This window comes from Pseudomonas duriflava, from assembly GCF_007830155.1.
Classification (GTDB): Bacteria; Pseudomonadota; Gammaproteobacteria; order Pseudomonadales; family Pseudomonadaceae; genus Chryseomonas; species Chryseomonas duriflava.
Window position 1 is genome coordinate 83,211 of sequence record NZ_VLKY01000009.1, and the last position, 17,700, is coordinate 100,910.

General features: G+C 56.6%; 16 protein-coding genes. 8 read left to right on the top strand and 8 right to left on the bottom strand.

Going from position 1 to position 17,700, the window contains the following annotated elements; genetic code table 11:
• Positions 1 to 3: 3 nt before the first annotated feature.
• The 5 genes from IQ22_RS14075 to IQ22_RS14095 all read right to left on the bottom strand — a co-directional run bounded on the left by IQ22_RS14075 (position 4) and on the right by IQ22_RS14095 (position 5,552).
• Complete coding sequence (locus tag IQ22_RS14075) at positions 4 to 1,206, bottom strand: CmpA/NrtA family ABC transporter substrate-binding protein (protein ID WP_244309159.1); 1,203 nt, start codon at positions 1,204 to 1,206, stop codon at positions 4 to 6.
• A 164-nt stretch (positions 1,207 to 1,370) separates the two neighbouring features.
• The gene (locus IQ22_RS14080; protein WP_145143059.1) at positions 1,371 to 3,911 is read right to left on the bottom strand and encodes a penicillin acylase family protein; all 2,541 of its coding nucleotides are present in this window, start codon (positions 3,909 to 3,911) and stop codon (positions 1,371 to 1,373) included.
• 193 nt (positions 3,912 to 4,104) lie between these two features.
• Positions 4,105 to 4,752 carry a glutathione binding-like protein gene (locus IQ22_RS14085; protein WP_145143061.1) on the bottom strand — a complete coding sequence of 216 codons (648 nt, stop codon included), beginning with the start codon at positions 4,750 to 4,752 and terminating at the stop codon, positions 4,105 to 4,107.
• Positions 4,753 to 4,859: 107 nt separating this feature from the next.
• On the bottom strand, positions 4,860 to 5,054 hold the full coding sequence (locus IQ22_RS14090) for an SEC-C metal-binding domain-containing protein (RefSeq protein WP_145143063.1): 195 nt from the start codon (positions 5,052 to 5,054) through the stop codon (positions 4,860 to 4,862).
• 3 nt (positions 5,055 to 5,057) lie between these two features.
• Complete coding sequence (locus IQ22_RS14095) at positions 5,058 to 5,552, bottom strand: LEA/WHy family protein (protein WP_145143065.1); 495 nt, start codon at positions 5,550 to 5,552, stop codon at positions 5,058 to 5,060.
• A gap of 236 nt (positions 5,553 to 5,788) precedes the next feature.
• Between IQ22_RS14095 and IQ22_RS14100 the strand changes: the two genes are divergently transcribed.
• Complete coding sequence (locus IQ22_RS14100; RefSeq protein WP_145143337.1) at positions 5,789 to 6,337, top strand: flagellar biosynthesis protein FlhF; 549 nt, start codon at positions 5,789 to 5,791, stop codon at positions 6,335 to 6,337.
• A gap of 6 nt (positions 6,338 to 6,343) precedes the next feature.
• Here IQ22_RS14100 and IQ22_RS14105 read toward each other — a convergent pair whose 3' ends face one another.
• Positions 6,344 to 6,817 (bottom strand): YchJ family protein, encoded by a 474-nt coding sequence (locus tag IQ22_RS14105; protein WP_145143067.1) that lies wholly within the window; start codon positions 6,815 to 6,817, stop codon positions 6,344 to 6,346.
• Positions 6,818 to 6,819: 2 nt separating this feature from the next.
• Entirely contained in the window at positions 6,820 to 7,317 is a 498-nt protein-coding gene (locus IQ22_RS14110) for a DUF6231 family protein (RefSeq protein WP_145143069.1), read from the bottom strand.
• A 142-nt stretch (positions 7,318 to 7,459) separates the two neighbouring features.
• Here IQ22_RS14110 and IQ22_RS14115 point away from each other — a divergent pair, with 142 nt between their 5' ends.
• Positions 7,460 to 8,101: a PA1041 family peptidoglycan-binding anchor lipoprotein gene (locus IQ22_RS14115; protein ID WP_145143070.1), complete on the top strand. Its 642-nt coding sequence runs from the start codon at positions 7,460 to 7,462 to the stop codon at positions 8,099 to 8,101.
• A 52-nt stretch (positions 8,102 to 8,153) separates the two neighbouring features.
• Here IQ22_RS14115 and IQ22_RS14120 read toward each other — a convergent pair whose 3' ends face one another.
• Positions 8,154 to 10,229: a S8 family peptidase gene (locus tag IQ22_RS14120; protein ID WP_145143072.1), complete on the bottom strand. Its 2,076-nt coding sequence runs from the start codon at positions 10,227 to 10,229 to the stop codon at positions 8,154 to 8,156.
• A 345-nt stretch (positions 10,230 to 10,574) separates the two neighbouring features.
• Between IQ22_RS14120 and IQ22_RS14125 the strand changes: the two genes are divergently transcribed.
• The 6 genes from IQ22_RS14125 to IQ22_RS14150 all read left to right on the top strand — a co-directional run bounded on the left by IQ22_RS14125 (position 10,575) and on the right by IQ22_RS14150 (position 17,692).
• Positions 10,575 to 10,847, top strand: a complete 273-nt coding sequence (locus tag IQ22_RS14125; protein ID WP_145143074.1) for a DUF1145 domain-containing protein — start codon at positions 10,575 to 10,577, stop codon at positions 10,845 to 10,847.
• Positions 10,848 to 11,001: 154 nt separating this feature from the next.
• A complete protein-coding gene (dinG, locus tag IQ22_RS14130; protein WP_145143076.1) occupies positions 11,002 to 13,146 on the top strand; it encodes an ATP-dependent DNA helicase DinG in 2,145 nt (714 codons plus the stop codon).
• Positions 13,147 to 13,610: 464 nt separating this feature from the next.
• Positions 13,611 to 14,765, top strand: coding sequence for a serine hydrolase domain-containing protein (locus IQ22_RS14135; RefSeq protein ID WP_145143078.1), 1,155 nt, complete (start codon positions 13,611 to 13,613; stop codon positions 14,763 to 14,765).
• Between the two features lie 314 nt (positions 14,766 to 15,079).
• A complete protein-coding gene (locus IQ22_RS14140; protein ID WP_145143080.1) occupies positions 15,080 to 15,775 on the top strand; it encodes an OmpA family protein in 696 nt (231 codons plus the stop codon).
• Positions 15,776 to 15,902: 127 nt separating this feature from the next.
• The gene (gene pdxH / locus IQ22_RS14145; protein WP_145143082.1) at positions 15,903 to 16,553 is read left to right on the top strand and encodes a pyridoxamine 5'-phosphate oxidase; all 651 of its coding nucleotides are present in this window, start codon (positions 15,903 to 15,905) and stop codon (positions 16,551 to 16,553) included.
• A 32-nt stretch (positions 16,554 to 16,585) separates the two neighbouring features.
• Positions 16,586 to 17,692, top strand: coding sequence for a sugar diacid recognition domain-containing protein (locus IQ22_RS14150; protein ID WP_145143084.1), 1,107 nt, complete (start codon positions 16,586 to 16,588; stop codon positions 17,690 to 17,692).
• Positions 17,693 to 17,700: the final 8 nt, after the last annotated feature.

Genomic DNA, 17,700 nt, shown 5'->3' on the forward strand with positions numbered 1-17,700 from the left:
AAGCTAGTACGATTGATGCAAAGGTATGTCGGCCAAGGCATGCAGTGGAAAACAGCGCGCATAGGCGGCAGGGTTTTGCCCGTCCCAGAGGCGGCCATCCATGAGCCGGGCACTACGCATAGTATGCTCCGGCACTATGACACCAACGTGCTCGGCCGCTTCGCGGTACAACGCAAGTTGCTGGACTTGGGTTGCGATGCCGAGATAATCGGGATCGCTTCGTAATAGCCCCCAGCGACGGAATTGAGTCATGAACCACATGCCATCTGACAGGTAGGGCATATTCACGTTTCCTTCGCGGAAAAAGCTGAGTGGATGAGGATCGGTCCAACAGTGGCCCAGTCCGTCCTCATAGTTGCCTATCATGCGGGGCTCAATGGCGGTGAGAGGCGCATTAACATAAGCCTCGCCACTAATGAGTTGAGCGGTGCTGCGACGGTTTTCCAGGCTTTCCTCGATGAAGCGGCTGGCATCGAGAAGGGCGCAAATCAGAGCCCGTGCCGTATTGGGATTCTGTTGGGCAAAGGCGAGGGTACAGGCCAACACTTTTTCCGGGTGGTCCGGCCAGATGGACTGCGAAGTTGCCAGCGTAACGCCCAAGCCCTGCTCGGTCGCCACGGCTCCCCACGGCTCGCCGACACAATAGCCATCAATACGCCCGGCACGCAGGTGTTCCACCATCAGTGGCGGCGGGACGACGGCGGTATGGGTATCTTCAAGGGGGTGAATGCCTTGGGCTGCCAGCCAGTAGTACAGCCAAAGTGCATGGGTGCTGGTTGGTAGCGTATGGGCCAGTGTCAGCGGGGCTTGCCCGGGTTGGTGAATGCGCCGGCTCAAGGCATCAGCGGTAACAATGCCCTCTGCAGCCAGGGTGGCCGAGAGGTTAATGCTTTGTCCATTTTGCGCCAGGCCCATCAGGATCGCCATATCGGTAGCAGACGACCCGCTCAGGCCAAGCTGTAGGCCATAGATCATGCTGTATAGGCTATGTGCGGCATCCAGCTCACCGTTGAGCAGGTTATCGCGAAGCGCGGACCATGAGGGCTGCCGATGCAGCCGCAGCGTCAATCCATACGGTTGGGCGAAGCCTTGAGTGGCCGCTACGATCAGGGAGGCAGCATCGGTCAGAGGCATGAATCCCAGGTTCACGATGCTCCGTTCTGGTGCATCCGAGCCTGATACCCAGGCGAGAGGGTTGATAGTCATCATGACAAACCTTGGCAGACGTAAAACAAAAAAGCGTCGTTCAGGCTGGAAATGGCAGTAATCAGCCTTAAACGACGCCGTTGTCGATCGATTTGAAGCGGACACCGCCGTTGGTATCCGCTCCTGTAGGATCAAGTCAAGCAAGTCATGTGCCAGAGAATGGCTTATCTATCTGGGGTTAAGGTCAGGCGTTGGGTGCCGTATACCTTGTTCATGTTTTGCGGCTGGAACGGAAAGCTCATGTAGTTGCCTTTGAGCCAAGCCTGGATGCCGTCCTCATAGTGCGGGCTGGCCGGATTGCCAGATTGACCGCTACTGTTTAGTGCCAGCATGGGTTCGGGCTGGCCGAAATCCACGATCAGTCGCATGGAAGGCACTAGCCATGTATCGAACCCCTTGCCCCAGTGATAAGCCGATACATTAAGCGTAGAGAAATCACCGCCAGCTGGTACCGGGCCATGATTGAGATAGCCTTTGGTAGCGGCAAGCTTGGCGCGCTGGGCTGGTTCCAGAAGTGGCGCCAGCTTGCTGCTGTTGGTCTGCCAGGTATAGGTATGCAGCCGGCCCCATTGCCAGGCATTGCGGTTGCTTCCCATGATCTGCTCGCAGGTCATGACGGCAGCTGCAAGGCTACGAGCCAGGATGGCCGGTTTGTCTTCAGCCTGCGGGGTGCGAATATCATCCCAGAAAGGGCTGTCGTCGCGCCCAAGCAAGTGATCAGCCTGGGCTGAATAAGACAGATCGGCCGTTTCGACCAAGGCGTTCCAAGCCGCACTGTCTGTGCCGCCCAGCTCGTCAGCAAACGTGTGGCGGGCGCTTTCCTGCAGGAAGGCTTCATACAACGCAGCATCGCCGGAGCTGGCCGCAAGGCGCCCATCAAAGCCTGTGAGCCGGTCGAGGGCTTCACGAGCGCGGGTGCGCTGATCCGCAGGCAAGGCTTCGATTGCCGTCTTGAGAGGCTGGGCCATGCCCGGCGCAGTTAGCATGGCCTTGAGCTTGGCAGCCATGGGTGTGGTCTGATCGTACTGCATGGCTATCATGCTGCGCACATCATGACGGGTCTGGCTGCCGGCCAGTTGAGCGATGCGCTCTGCCCGTTCCGGGTAGTGCCACGAACTGGAAAGCTGCATACCGTAGCCACGCGGAACAGTACGGTTATTCGCCGTACCCAGCCAGCCGGTTGGTGGGTCCTGATCATAGGGGTGCAGCATGGTGTCGGCGAAGCCATCCCATTCGTAATGGCTGTCCCAGCCCGGAGAGGGCAGCAGACCGCGCCCTTCCTGTCGATTTGGATAGCGGCCGGTTACCTGCCAGCCAACATGCTCGGCATCGGCGAAAACCAGATTCAGAGGGATGGCACGAATGTCTCGGGCCAGTTCGAAAGCGCGCTCTACCGTCTGGGCGCGTGACAGGTCGAAAAAGGCATCCAGTGATTGATCCGCTTCAAGCTGGGTAGTACGCAAGGCAAGACCATAACGGGTCTTTAGAGGGAGCGGCTGGATGCCTTGATCCTGGGTATTCAAGACATTATTGAGAAGCGGGCCGTGGCGGGTTTCATACAGCGTCTCGCGGACGGGCCGCTGGCCTTTAATGAAAAAGGTTTCCTGACGTGCCGTAGCAGGTTTCCATTGTCCGTCAGCCTCATACATCAGCGTGGTGCCCTGCAGGCGGATCTTTTCCAGATACAGATCTTGCGTGTCTCCCATGACCATGGTCATACCCCAGGCCAGCTTGCCATTGAAGCCGGCTACGACTGCTGGAATACCGGCCAGGGATACGCCGGCTGCCTGATAGCGTGGTGCACGGATGTGTACGTAGTTCCAGAGCGACGGCATTGCTAGCGGGAGGTGGGTATCGTTAGCCAGAAGGCTTTTGCCGCTGTGGCTACGCTGCGGAGTGATAGCCCAATTATTGGACGCGGCTACCCCCATCGTATTGAGCTGGGCGATCTGGTCCGTGGTCTGGAGCAGAGTGGCGAAGCCGGGAATCTGCCCGGTGAGCGAAAGGCCCTTCAGCTTTTCGGCTTCATCAAAGGGCAGGGGTTCGTCCGGGTAGCTCGGCAGCAGCCAGGCCACTTTGTCGAGACCAACACTCTGCGCCAGGGACAAACTGGCAATTTCTTCCTTTAAATTGACCGCCAGGCTGAAGTTGAGCAGAGCAAACAGCAGGGCGGAGTCTTCAGGCTTCCAATACTCCGGCTGGTAACCGCTGGCGGCAAGATCCATAGGTAGATTGTCCCGGTAACGGAACAGGTAGGCATTTACGCCTCGTGCGTAAACTTCAAAGAATTTTTGCAGACGCGGTGAAGCATTTTTATATGTCACCTCGGCGCTCTTGCGCAGATTAACGGCACGCATAAATCGGTCGATTTCCAACGCCCCGGGGCCTACCATTTCCGCCAGGCGTCCCTGTGCCAACAGGCGCATGCCAACCATTTGGCTCAGGCGGTCCGAGGCATGCACATAGCCCAAGGTAAACAGCGCATCGTGAAAGGTTGTTGTTTCAATCAACGGAACGCCCAAGGCGTTGCGCCGGATCGAAGCGTTTTCAGCCAGTCCTTTGATTGGGTATACGCCTGCTGTTGGCGGAAGGCTGCTCGCATAATGGTTGTCTAGGTAGGTCTGACAACCAGTCAGGCCGCCCAGGGACAGCAGGGACAAAAGGCCGAAACGGCAGAGCAAATGCTGGGGTGCACGCAAGTCCATGGACGAAAGCTTCTCAAAAGGCGCGGAGGGGCAAAGGCGCGCTACGTTAGTGAGCCAGCTAGAGACAGGCAAGGGGCTGTCCTGCCTTTTATGCCGCTCGTCCATACCGTCCCTCGCTTGCCAATTCGACAGGCTCGGTCCGTTTTATAGGAAAGACCAGAATGGCCGGCCTTTCAAGCCTGACGGCTAACGCTCAGGAGGCCTTGGGTGGGTTGACCCTGGCGACGATGTCATAGGCGCGCACAGTAGCTGTTCGCATAGCAATGGTTTCGAACCAACGCTTGATGTTGGGGAAGTTGTTCAGGTCCTGCTGCTGCCAGTCATGGGGCACGATCCAGGGGTAAATTGCCATATCGGCAATGGTGTATTCACCGCCTGCTACGAAGTCGCGGTCGGCAAGTCGCTTGTCCAGCACGCTGTATAGACGGGCTGTTTCCTTGACATAACGGTTAATGGCGTACGGGATTTTTTCCGGGGCGAAACGGCCGAAATGATGATTCTGACCTGCCATCGGCCCCAGCCCACCCATTTGCCAGAAGAGCCACTGCATGACCTCTTGGCGGCCCCGAGTATTTAGCGGAATGAACTTGCCGGTTTTCTCAGCCAGATAAAGCAAAATGGCGCCAGATTCGAACAGTGTAATGGGGTTTCCATTATCGGCGGGCTCCTGATCGATGATCGCCGGAATTTTGTTGTTTGGCGAGATTTTCAAAAAATCGGGCGCGTATTGATCATCTTTTGTGATGTCGATGGGGTGAATACGGTAGGGCAACCCGGCCTCTTCAAGAAAGAGCGTAATTTTGTGGCCGTTAGGGGTTGTCCAGTAATAAAGATCGATCATCTGAGGGCTCCAAGGCAAGCGTTGCCTTGAAAGTGACCAGCAAGAGCGGCGTCAGTTCGTGGTCAAGCGATGAGCGAGAAGGGCCCGCCGGAAGCGGGCCGTGGCGATCAGGCGCCGTGACACTTCTTGTATTTCTTCTGGCTACCGCAGGGGCAGGGGTCGTTACGGCCGATGGCTTTCAGCGGATTGCGTACGGGTTCGGCCGGACCGTGGTTGCAGTGGGGGCCGTGGACATGACCATGGTGGTCATGATCGTGGTCGTGATTACAATCCGGACCATGGACATGGGGCTGCTGGTTCATTGCTTACTCCGGTAGAAAATTATTCGGAACGATTTCGCCGCTGCGCGATATATAGACACTGCGGCCAAACATCAAGCCCGTTTTGATTTCGCCATCCAGACGGTAATGGATGGGGTCATGGGTTCGCTTGATCATCCGGACCACGTCTTTCATGTAACGCCACAGGTTTGTCTGAACGGGGACCGTGAAATCCTTCGAGCCGTTTGCCGGCACCGTAAAGTGCTGGCCGGTTTCGCCGTGAGCCAGCGGAATCTCTTCAAGGTATACCGTATAACTCAAGCCGCGGATGGGTAGTTCCCTGCTATTGGGGTTTTCCACTTGGAAGTGGAGCAAGAACTCCTGCCCCCATAGTCTGGCTTTTACCAGGTCAACCTGGGTGAGCTGGACTTCAGGATCTTCGAAGCTACGGCCAAACCAACTGCATCCAGTCAGTCCGAATAATAGAAAAAGCCCTAGAGAAATACCCAGGATCCTTGTGTCGTACGCCCGGAAGAACATGTTTTGACTCCATAACAAGGGCAGTAGTGGTCACGGCGCAAGGCGCAGTAGATGACTGCAGGTCTGATCGTTATAAAGTGAGACCTGGCTCAAACCATAACCCAAATGTGAGTCATACTCATGTTTTATTACAACACCGGCAGGTAGAGGTCGTTTTCCTTTTATGCCAGGTGTGCTTGTCGGGAAGGCTTGATCGCTCCATGCTTATACCGCCTTGGCAAGACGGGATGATGAACATGACGCTATATGAAATTGCCTTTTCCGCTGAATTGATTGAAGGGGCCGAAGAACGCCAAGTACGAGCCAACCTGACCCGGCTATTCCAGGCAGACGAGCGGCGGATTGCGCAATTATTCTCGGGACGCCGCGTAATCATCAAGAACCGGCTCGATGCCGCCGCGGCAGAAAAGTATCGGGCCGCACTGGCACAGGCGGGCGCTCGCGTGGAGGTCGTGCCGATGCCAGATGTGGAGGAAATCGAATTGGCGTCTCCGCCTGTCGAACCCTCAAAAACGCCTGCCCCGGTATCAGAGGCTGCCCCCACGGCTACCCGTGTTTCAGTAGCGCCTCGTGATGAGGTCATGGCCGCATTCGCTAATGTAGATGCGCCTGATTTCGGCCTGGCCCCTGTAGGAGCCGACTTGCAGGATCCAGCCGCTGAGGTGGCGCCGCCTGCGCTGGACTTGAGTCGCTATACGCTAGCGCCCGCCGGTAGCGACATCGGCGAAGCCACGCCCGAGGCACCGGCTCCGGTGCCTGACACTTCTCACCTCAAACTGCTCTGAAGAATATCAGGGCAGGAATGGGCCGCAGCATTTCTTGAACTTGCCCTTACTGCCGCAGGGGCAGGGGTCGTTGCGGCCTGCAGCCAGGGGAACGGTGGGGTCCAGAAAATACCAGCGGCTATCAATCTGTACGAAAGCCGAGCGCTCGCGGTGGGCATGATCACCCTGTTCATCGTGCCATCGCGCCACAAATTCCACTAACGCATGCTCAGGCGTCCCGCCCAGCGGCTCATGACGCTCCACGTCCAGACCAAGCCAGACACTGTTTGTACTCCACGCTTTGATGGATTCGACATCAAGTCTCTTTTGTTGGGCTGGCAGGGTCGTAGCAACCAAATAATCGATAAGGCTCAGCGCATAGGCGCTGTAGCGAGAGCGCATCAGGGCTTCGGCTGTAGGTGCTGGCGCGCCAGCGTGATAGCGACCGCAACAAACATCGAGCAATTCACCGCTGCCACAGGGACAAATGGGTGCAGTCATCCTTACCACCAGTATTTTCCAAAAAGTTCAGGGTTAGCCCAGAAGCGGGCGTTAAGCCAGTCTGGGACCTGCTTGTAATCATGCAAATCATAAGTGAACAGCACGAGTGTCTGGCCGTCCCGCTCGAAGCGTTCGCTGGCCTGCATGGCTAGGGCATAAAAGTCGGTTGCCAGCCAAGCGCTAGCGGCAAGGTCGACCAAAACGGCTACCCGGCTGGCATTGAGGTTACGGATGCCACCAAGTAGTTCCAAACCCTCGCGCCGGGGCAGGTGTTCCAGGCAGTCCGCCAGAATAGCCAGGTCGTAGCGATGCTCAGTGACCGCAGGGCTGAGGATGCCAGGCACGGACTGAGTAAGGTTACAGCTCTCATGAGCGGCCTTAAATGCCTCTACGGCAGGCATCTCACTGGCGCTGACCACTAGCAGGCGGGTAGGTGCGTAATGATCGAGCAGGGCGGCTAGTGCCTGCTGGGGCGTTCGTGAAGAGAATATGTCAGGCATACAGGGAACCTCGTTATTAACATGGAGCCTAATCAGGCAGCACTGTCAAGAGCTGGCTTTGACCGTCAGTCTGGTAGGGCAAAAAACCGATGTCCCACACCTCTTCGATCTTGCTTCTTTCTGTCCTATACGGGAGACAACGATGAGTATTAGAAGGACTGTTTTACCTCTTGCTCTGGTAGGTAGTGTGCTGACCGGATGCGCTGGCGTACAGAAATCCGACTGGCCGGCCTGCGCCGCGATTGGTGCCGCTACCGGCGCTGCCGTCGGGGCCATTGAAAGTAGCAGCTATGCCGGTTGGGGCGCTCTTGCCGCAGGTACTACGGCAGGAGCCTATTGCTACGTCCACGGGCAAGGTGAAGAGCAAGTGGCAGCTATAGAGCCTGTAGCGCCGCCACCTACACCCGCACCGGCCCCCGCACCGCTACCGCGGCAGGAAACTATCGTTGTACGTGATCTGCATTTTGCTTTCGATTCGGCCGAGATTAGCCCATCAGACCGCGCACAGCTCGATACTGTAGCCTCACGGCTCAAGAATGAAGCAGCGTCTACCCGCCTGTCCATCTCCGGGCATACCGATAGCAAAGGCAGCGATGCTTATAACCAGCGTTTATCGGAGCGTCGTGCCGCATCGGTACGTAATTATCTTGTCCAGGCTGGTGTACCGTCAGCCAGCATCGTATCGGTAAGCGGAATGGGTGAAAGCCAGCCGGTAGCCACCAACGAAACGGCCGAAGGCCGCGCTATGAATCGCCGGGTGGAAATTCTTATCGAGCGTGAATAAGGATGTTAATAAAACAGGGCCTGACAGGCCCTTTTTTATTGTTTGGTGACGCTTAAAAATCAACCTTGAAGCTGAGGGAGGCACCCGTGTTACGTTCTCCGCGCTCATGGTTGAACTGGTCTTGATGAAACAGGTTTACGCCGAACCCGGTACGCTGCCCAAGCTTGCCGCGATAGCTCAGCTCGATGTCGGTCTGACTGCCCTCTGGCTCCAGGTTGACTCTGCGGTGTTCGTAGAGCACGGTGCCTTGATCCGTTCTGCCTACCGGTACATCCAGAGCTGCACTAGCGCCGTTCACCCGCAGGGGTTTCGTTAGGCTCAGGCCTAGCTCGTCCGTAGCCTTGAAAACACCGGTTTTGACAAGGGAGCCGCCGTAGGAGCGGCTGGGAAGATTATCGACGGAGCGGAACAGGGAGTCGCTGCTGCCCTCAAGCCGGGTGACCGCCTCGGTCAGGTGCAGTTGCGCCCGCAGCGACGGTAAGGGTTTTACTGTCATGGCTACGCCTGTCGCCACGGTATGGGCCGCCTTGCCCAAGGTTAACGCACCCGCCGAGGGACTGCCCAGTGTCATGTTCTTTTCATCAAGAACTGTCTGCGTCAGCGAAAATTCAACACGCTCGCTAGGCGTATAAGTAGCCCGGGCTACCAGAAGAGTGCCCTGTGCATTACGGGTTGTTAACGTTGAATCGGACAGCTCGCTAAAGCCGGTCGCAAACGCCAGCGTATTGGTCAGTTGGATGCGACTCATGGCAAAAGTATTTTGTCGGGCTAGCCCGAGGAGCGGCAGTTCTGGCGCTGCTTCGTCGCTTAGGAACAGCGGTTCGGATGACGTGCCCAGCAGGGCTTGGCTGAATGAGAATCCTTTTCCTAGGCTGAGCGACAAATTCTCAGTTTGCTTGTCCAGACGCCAGGCTGGCATGCGTGCCAGTCTTTTATCTTCGGCGGAAGGCTCAAGCACACCGAATCCTTCCTGCTCACCCCTAAGCGCCGGTGTACTAAGACTTGTCAGGGTCAACCCTGGCGCCAATGGCTGAGAAATTACCGTCTGCTCGCCTGTAGGGCTCAACCGAGAGAAATGACGGGACAAATCGAGAGCTGCGTGATGGCTATAAGTCCATTGGCTGGCGTCGGCCTGGAAATCACGGCCAAGATCATCAAAAACGACGGCATTCCGCATTGCTGACTTCAAGGCGCGGCTGTTGCCCATGGCTGTTGGTGTGATCAGCCGCGTGGTGCTGGCAGAAGCACTCTTGCCGGTAACGCTATTTCCTGTGGCGATACGGGTTTGGCCAATCGGCGACACGGCGCGATCGACCCGTAGAAGACCCCATCCATAGATCGGGTCGACTCCTTTTTGGCCCAGGTCTTCAGCCGACTTGAACAAGATATCAACTGTTTGGTCCGGAGTGAGGAAGGGCCACTTCGAGATCAAAAGCGCTGCCGCACCCGCTACATGTGGCGCAGCCATGGAGGTTCCGGCAATTCCCAGATAGCGGTTACCAGGTGCGGTGGAGGGTATCCATCGTCCGCCGGGCGCCATGAGGAAACGGTATTTGAATTTATCGGCCTCCAGGCATTGGCGGGTAGTAAAGCAGGCCTCGCCCGGCACGTTGGAAAATGAGGAGCGAACCTTGTTACTGTCCACGCTACCCACAATGATCAGGTTGTTCAGCGGAGCACTCTGCAAGGACCAGGGTTCATTTTTCAGGGCAACGCCGCTATTACCGGCAGCCAGTACGGCTACTGTCTGATTACGGTAGGTAGTAATAGCTCTCAGGGTTTCTGGTGAGGCCAGATCGCCTGTGACCACAGGGCCATAGCTCATGTTAACAACACGTGCACCATCAGCGACGACACGCGCAATAGCCGCCGTGGTCGTCGCACCGGTCACCCAGCCACGGCTATCGAACACGGCCACGTTCGACAAACTAACACGTGGCGCTACACCCAGGGTTCCTTTTCCGTCCAGGGCGGCACCAATGATCCCAGCAACATGCGTACCGTGGTTGTCAAAGCTTGTGTAGTACCCATAAGGACTGAGCCAGCTGCGATCGAGGCGAGTGCCGAATTCCCCGTGGCGATAATCAGCCAGGCCGTCCAATACGCCTACACGAACCCCTTGTCCCAGCGGCTAACTGGCATAGAAGCTAGGCGTCAAGCCAATCAGTTTCAGGTTCCAACTGAGCTCGCTGGCCTCTGAAAAAGAACTCAGCAGGGCCATAGGTGCCAGCCAGGTAATAGAAGACGCTTTCCTTTTCACCACAGGACCACCCAGACAGAAAGACAACACGGGATCTGTCCGCTATGACGGCCAATAGCCAAGCGTCTTGAGTAGGTCTAAAGGAGTTTCCGACTATCGGAAGGTATTCAACGGTAAGTGGGCAGTAGCGGCTAGGCTTGCTTAAGGGCGATAGTTGACTCCGAGAGGAGTACACTAGGCCCGATTCAACTCTTCATTTTTCAAGTGTATGGCATGTCTTCATTATTGATTTTTTTAGGCAAACTCATTTCCCTGCTGTTTTGGCTGGTCGTAATAGCCAACCTGGTCAAGCCGTTCGCTTATCCATTTGACGTCCTGTTGAATTTGGCTGGCGTCGGCTTGTTGATCGTGCATGGCCTGGAAGTGCTTCTGCTCAACGGGCGGATTCGACGGAGCCCGACGCCTTGGCGCAGCCGCTTGGGTGTAATGCTGTTCGGAGTGTTTCACTGGCATCGCTTGCCCGCGAAATCCAATGCTGCGGTGTAAGATCCGCCGCGACTGTCAGTACGTCGGCAAAGACGCATTATGATAGCCACCTCTTTAAGCTACTGATATTTTATACAGTCCTTTGTGCCTGATGGGGATCGCTTCCCGTACGATGCCCCGGAAGCGTGCCAGGCGCTTCCCTGTCGAGGAATCCATGCTTAGCGACGAACTCAAGTCCCAGATCCAGGGGGCCTATACCCGCTTTCTAGAAGCCAAATCGCTCAAGGCGCGCTATGGTCAGCGCCTAATGATTGCCGAAACTGCCAAAGGCATCGGCGCTATCGAGCAGGACGACGAAGGACGCCGCGTCGGTGATCCCGCGGTCGTGGCAGTAGAGGCAGGGACGGGTACTGGCAAGACTGTAGCCTATAGCCTGGCGGCTATTCCTGCCGCCAAGGCGGCTGACAAGCGTCTGGTAATCGCGACGGCGACAGTGGCGTTACAGGAACAGATCGTCAACAAAGATTTGCCTGACCTCCTGCGTAACAGTGGGCTTTCGTTCAACTTCGCCCTGGCGAAGGGACGAGGGCGCTATTTATGCCTCTCCCGACTGGATCTGATGCTGCAGGAGAGCGAAGCACAAAACACCACGGCACAACTGTTCGCCGACGATGGGTTCAATATCGAAGTCGACGAGGCCGGGCAAAAGCTGTTTACCAAGATGATCGAGCGCCTGGCCGGCAACCGTTGGGATGGCGACCGGGACAGTTGGCCGGAGGCGATCGAGGATGAGCATTGGTCGCGGATTACTACCGATCATAGTCAGTGCACCAATCGGCATTGCCCGAACTTTCAGCAGTGTGCCTTTTTCAAGGCTCGTGAAGGCATGACCAAAGTGGATGTGATCGTGACCAATCACGACCTCGTTCTGGCTGATCTAGCACTGGGCGGCGGAGCGATTTTGCCTGACCCGCGCGATACGATTTATGTTTTCGATGAAGGCCACCACCTGCCGGACAAGGCCATAGGCCACTTTGCGCATTTTACTCGGCTGCGTTCGACAGCTGAATGGCTTGAGCAGATAGCCAAGAATCTGACCAAACTACTGGCACAGCATCCGTTGCCAGGCGAGTTGGGGCGACTGATCGAGCAGATCCCGGAATTAGCCCGGGACCTCAGGACGCAGCAGCAGTTTATGTTTACTGCCTGCGAAGCGTTGGCCGACTTCCGAGCCGGTGAGGATATGGCTGGCCGCGAGCGTCCACGGCATCGTTTTACCGGCGGCCTTGTGCCGGCCGATTTGCGCGAAATGGGCATCGAGCTCAAAAAGGGCTATGCCCGGCTTACCGATCTATTTACGCGACTGACCGATCTGCTCAAAGAGGCCATGGACGGTGAAAAGTCCATTGGTGTCGCCAGCTATCAAGCCGAGGAGTGGTATCCCTTATTTGGTAGCCTGCTGGCCCGAGCGCAGGGTAGCTGGGAGCTTTGGACTGCCTTTACCCTGGAGGATCCTGAGGACAGCCCACCCATGGCGCGCTGGTTGACTCTGGTCGAGTACGGCTCTTTATATGATATTGAAGTCAATGCCAGTCCTATCCTGGCGGCTGAAACATTGCGTCGCACATTGTGGAATGTGGCGTTCGGGGCGGTGGTTACTTCGGCAACCTTGACGGCATTGGGTACGTTTGATCGCTTTCGTATGCGCTCGGGATTGCCTCGTAATGCCAGCACGGCGGTTGTGCCCAGTCCCTTCAAGCATGCCGAGGCGGGGGTGCTGAGGGTGCCGAATCTAAACGCCGATCCGCGTGACTCTGCAGCACATACTGCGGCCATTGTTCGCGAACTGCCCAGCATGCTCGAAGGTGCCAAGGGCTCGCTGGTGCTCTTCTCGTCCCGGCGGCAGATGCAGGATGTATTCGACGGATTGGAAAAGGACTGGCGCCGGCGTGTATTCATTCAGGGCAATCTGTCCAAGCAGGAAACCTTGAACAAACATCGTTCACGCGTCGACAGTGGCGAGCCGAGTGTCCTGTTCGGTCTGGCCAGCTTTGCCGAAGGGGTGGATCTCCCGGGTGCGTACTGTGAGCATGTGGTCATTGCCAAGATTCCTTTTGCCGTACCGGACGATCCGGTCGAAGCCGCTTTGGCCGAATGGATCGAAGCGCGTGGCGGCAACCCCTTCATGGAAATCGCTGTGCCTGATGCGTCGCTGCGGCTGATTCAGGCCTGTGGACGTCTACTGCGGACCGAGTCGGACAGCGGCACCATTAGCCTGTTAGACCGCCGTGTCGTGACGCAACGCTACGGTAAAGCGATCCTGAGCACCCTGCCGCCGTTTCGTCTTGAAATAGACTGAGACGAACACAATCTCTGCCCCAACGACCTCGGGGCACTGGCAGGGATGGCGCCTATGCTCAGGTGTTGAACGAGCAGGCCCTACAGCAAAGCTCCGAATCCAGAATACCATTTCGTTCCATGCTGTCAGGCTGGCCCTTGGGCTGTGATATGACGGGGCAAAATCCTGCGTACCCGTGGAGCGATGGGCAACGTTTGGCGCTGTTTGAAAAGATTCTTGGCCGCTGTCAAAAATTGCTTAATTAGTGGTTTGGGCAGATTACTAAATAGAGCAATATGCAGCGGACTGTATGAAGGGTATGCAAGACATACTATCCAGCGAGAAAAGCGTGAAAGCCTAATTTTCTGTAAAAAATGCCCACTCCCTGGCTCGTGGGCAGGATACGGCTGGTTTTTGAGTGATAGTGGCCCTGTAATCTATAGCCATACCTATAACCCAGTCGTACCCAAACATAAGGAGAAAGCGTGCAGATTCAAGGGTATTACGACCTTGCATTCGAAACCGTCAAGGATCGTTTCAGCGAGCTGTTCACCGAGGCACAAGGTCTGCAAACACGTGGGGCGGCATTGTGCGTTCAGGTCGGGGGCGAGACGGTAATTGATCTCTGGGCCGGAACAGCCGACAAGGATGCGCAGTCGGCATGGCATGCCGATACAATCTTAAATTTGTTCTCGTGCACCAAGGCGTATACCGCAGTGGCGGCCCTGCAATTGGTTCAAGAGGGAAAGCTGGAGCTGGATGCGCCGGTAGCACGTTATTGGCCTGAATTTGCAGCCGTAAACAAAGGCTCCATCACGGTTCGTCAGCTGCTTTGTCATCAATCGGGCTTGTCTGCCCTGAGAACTCCTCTGCCGGCAGATGCCTTGTATGACTGGTCGACCATGACGGCAGCCCTAGCCGCCGAAGCGCCCTGGTGGATACCGGGCCAGGCCCATGGCTACGCACCAATTACTTATGGCTGGCTGGTCGGCGAGCTTATTCGTCGTTTGGAGAGCCGCTCTGCCGGGCAGGTCATCGTAGCCCGTACTGCTCAGCCCTTGAATCTGGATTTTCACATCGGACTGGCCGACAGCGAATTCGACCGTGTTGCCCATATCACACGCGGTAAGGGCGACATGGGTGATGCCGCTGCGCAGCGCCTGATCCGGACGACCATGACCGAGCCGGAAGCCCTGAGCACACGTGCATTCATCAATCCGCCCGGTGTGCTCACAAGCACCAACAAGCCAGAGTGGCGTCGCTTCGAGCAGCCAGCGGCCAATGGGCATGGCAATGCACGATCATTGGCAGGCTTTTACAATGCGCTATTACAGGGAGCGCTCCTGGATAAGGTGCTGCTAGCTGAAATGCTACGGGAGCACAGCGTAGGCGAAGACCGTACGCTGTTGACGTCTACCCGGTTCGGGCTGGGCTTTATGCTGGATCAGCCTGAGCAGGCCAACGCAACGTATGGGCTTGGCGCGCAAGCGTTTGGTCATCCGGGCGCTGGTGGGTCGGTTGGCTTCGCCGATCCCGAGCGTGATGTAGCGTTCGGCTTTGTCACTAATACATTGGGACCTTATGTCCTGATGGACCCTCGGGCTCAGCGTTTGGCAAAGGCTGTAGGGGAGTGCCTGTAGGGATTAAGAAGAATTTGCGCTCGGCCACTTACCGGAGTGAGAGGCAAATGATGACCGCCTGTTCATGGGCACCGTTACAGCCATTTGTCTATTCAGGCGGTGGCTACCTGGATGCCAGAAGCGAGCTTGCATTAACGATGCGGGTTGGCTTCAAGTAGGGCAGGGTGAATAAAAGCCAACCGCTTGTCAGTTGGCTTCTTTCATACCAAAGGGAGCCCTTGCGAAATAATGTGTTGCAGACACAATCTAAGAAGTCACTTTAACTTTGCCTTGCCGAATGCTCTCGGCTGGCCTGCACGCGATAGGGAAAAGGCATGAAGCTGCTCAAGACCACCACTCTCGTACTATGCATGAGCATTTCCGCTTGCAGTTCTTTTTATAAGGACGAAACCGCACATATAGAAAAACCTGCCGCGCCGGTACCGCAGATACAGGCCGATGCGGATAAAGGGCACTGGTGGTGGCCCTTTAGCAAGGGCGATAAGACTGTAACCGAGACCAAGGCAGCAGCGAAAGCCCAGGAACTCAAGGTCAGCCAGGAATGGTTCGAATTACATGAAAAGGCTATCCGGGAAGCGGTAGCGGGTAGCAAGGTTCAGGTGGAGCGCCGTGAGAATGGCTTGGTATTGATTGCCAACGTAGATGATTCCTTCAATCCGGACCGCGCGGAAATGCTGCTGCCGTCCATGCTTGGTCCGTTGGGACGTACAGCAAAACTGGTCGGCCAGGATGAGGAGAACGGAGTTATCATTCTAGGGCATACCGACAGTACCGGCAGTGAAGCCGTCAACGATAAGCTCAGCCTGGGTCGAGCCAAAGCCGTCGCCTCGATTTTCCGCCTCAGTGGCATGGGAGGCTCCCGTCTTGTCGTACGTGGTCTCAGTGCTACCCAACCACGCGCCGATAACGCAAGTCCTGAAGGCCGGGCACTCAACCGTCGCGTTGAAGTGCTGATCCAGCCTCGCGCCATGGTTCTGGCTTCGCTCGCTTCCTTGCAAGCAAAGCGCTGAGTACTAGGGCATCCGGATCTGTATCACCGGTCCGGATGCCCTAATCGTTTCAACCCCTGCCATGAGACAAGCAACCTTGCGCATGACTGGGTAAGCTGTAAGTTCCATTCCCGGACAGGAGCTTGCTATGACCCAGACGCTGGCTGATATGCGTCGTGACTACACACGCGATGGGCTTACTGAGGCCCAGGCACCCACCGATCCGTTTATTCTTTTTGGTCAGTGGTTCGAGGAGGCGGTTAGAACCGAGCAGCCACCTGTAGAGGCTAATGCTATGGTTCTGGCAACGGTTGACGCCGAGCAGCAACCGCATTGTCGCGTGCTATTGCTCAAGGGGGTCGACTCCCATGGCTTCGTTTTTTATACCAATTACGAAAGTGCCAAAGGACAGCAAATAGCTGTTCAGCCCAAAGCCGCCATGACTTTCTTCTGGCCTACGCTGGAGCGACAGGTTCGTATCGAAGGTACCATCGAGCAGGTAAGTGCCGAAGAGTCGGACGCCTATTACCGTGTGCGTCCGCTAGGCAGTCGCCTGGGGGCTTGGGCCTCACCTCAGAGCCGTGTGATCACTGGTCGTGAGGAACTTGAAGCCAGAGTCGCCGAAATCCAGACACGTTTCGCCCGTCAGGAAGAGCCTCCGCGTCCCCCGCATTGGGGCGGTTATCGTCTAGTCCCGCATCGTATCGAGTTCTGGCAAGGACGCTCGAGCCGTCTGCATGACCGGCTGGATTATCAGCGAGATGGCGAAGGCTGGCGGCGCCAGCGTCTGGCACCATGAGCGTTTAAAGTAAGTAGATGAAGGAGTGCCGTATGATCGAGCTTGACTCTACGTTGGCCCAGCACATCGTTGATCGGGCTATGGCTATCCTTCCTTACAATATAAACGTGATGGACGCACAAGGCATGATCATCGGTAGTGGTGATCCGCAGCGCTTGCATACACGACACGAAGGCGCACAGCTGGTTTTGGCCAACAGCCGTATCGTTGAAATCGACGAGCGTACCGCCTCCTGCCTGCGTGGTGTCCGCCCGGGCGTCAACATGCCTTTGCTCTATGCCGAGCGATTGATTGGCGTGCTAGGCATCACAGGCGTGCCGGAGGTCGTAAGGCCGTATGCCGAGTTGGTCAGGATGGCGGCAGAAATGCTCGTTGAGCAGCGTCAGGCGCATAGGGAACGGCACTGGCAGGGGCATCGTCTCGATAAGTGGATCGCTCAGTTGCTCGATCCTTCTGTGCCGTTCAATACGTTGGCCGCCGAAGCGGAGAGGCAACAAGTGCCGCTGGGCTGGCCTCGGCAGGTCTGCCTGATCGAATTGGATGAGGCGAGTGATGCCCGGCCGGATAAACCGCTGAGCGCCTTGTTATCTTTCCAGGCCGATAGTTTTTGTGCGCCTATTGGGGTCAAAGAGTGGTTCTGGTGCCGACCTTATCATCCCCAGGCCGATGACCTTTTGTGGTTGAGCCAGGCTGAGGCGCGGGGATGGAAACTGGCGCGCCTTACGGTTTCCGGTGCGCTGGAGACACTAGCTGATCTGCGCGAGGCATGTCAGGCACTGCGTCTGTTGCAATCGTATGGGCGTGCCTGCCTCCCGGCCACACAGGTGTTGCGGCTGGAGGAGCACCGGTTGACCACCTTGCTGTACAGCCAGCGGCAGAGCTGGCTATTGCAAGGTTGGCTGGAGCCGCTCAAGCGTCTGTTTGCACAGGATGAGCAGGGGGTTTTGCGTAGCACTTTACATGCCTGGTGTATGCATCATGGTCAAGCTTCGGCCTGTGCGGCATTTCTGCATATCCATCGAAATACCTTACGTTACCGACTTGAGCGGATTTGCGAGCTGAGCGGGTTGGACCCCAGCATGCTTGGGCAATGGCTATACCTATCCTTAGGCATGAGTCTTTTGGAGTGCGATAGCTGATTGTGCAT

Bases quoted from the DNA above. Each gene is read 5' to 3' on its own strand.
- IQ22_RS14075 (WP_244309159.1), bottom strand. From the start codon at position 1,206: ATGACTATCAACCCTCTCGCCTGGGTATCAGGCTCGGATGCACCAGAA.
- IQ22_RS14080 (WP_145143059.1), bottom strand. From the start codon at position 3,911: ATGGACTTGCGTGCACCCCAGCATTTGCTCTGCCGTTTCGGCCTTTTG.
- IQ22_RS14085 (WP_145143061.1), bottom strand. From the start codon at position 4,752: ATGATCGATCTTTATTACTGGACAACCCCTAACGGCCACAAAATTACG.
- IQ22_RS14090 (WP_145143063.1), bottom strand. From the start codon at position 5,054: ATGAACCAGCAGCCCCATGTCCATGGTCCGGATTGTAATCACGACCAC.
- IQ22_RS14095 (WP_145143065.1), bottom strand. From the start codon at position 5,552: ATGTTCTTCCGGGCGTACGACACAAGGATCCTGGGTATTTCTCTAGGG.
- IQ22_RS14100 (WP_145143337.1), top strand. From the start codon at position 5,789: ATGACGCTATATGAAATTGCCTTTTCCGCTGAATTGATTGAAGGGGCC.
- IQ22_RS14105 (WP_145143067.1), bottom strand. From the start codon at position 6,817: ATGACTGCACCCATTTGTCCCTGTGGCAGCGGTGAATTGCTCGATGTT.
- IQ22_RS14110 (WP_145143069.1), bottom strand. From the start codon at position 7,317: ATGCCTGACATATTCTCTTCACGAACGCCCCAGCAGGCACTAGCCGCC.
- IQ22_RS14115 (WP_145143070.1), top strand. From the start codon at position 7,460: ATGAGTATTAGAAGGACTGTTTTACCTCTTGCTCTGGTAGGTAGTGTG.
- IQ22_RS14125 (WP_145143074.1), top strand. From the start codon at position 10,575: ATGTCTTCATTATTGATTTTTTTAGGCAAACTCATTTCCCTGCTGTTT.
- dinG (WP_145143076.1), top strand. From the start codon at position 11,002: ATGCTTAGCGACGAACTCAAGTCCCAGATCCAGGGGGCCTATACCCGC.
- IQ22_RS14140 (WP_145143080.1), top strand. From the start codon at position 15,080: ATGAAGCTGCTCAAGACCACCACTCTCGTACTATGCATGAGCATTTCC.
- pdxH (WP_145143082.1), top strand. From the start codon at position 15,903: ATGACCCAGACGCTGGCTGATATGCGTCGTGACTACACACGCGATGGG.
- IQ22_RS14150 (WP_145143084.1), top strand. From the start codon at position 16,586: ATGATCGAGCTTGACTCTACGTTGGCCCAGCACATCGTTGATCGGGCT.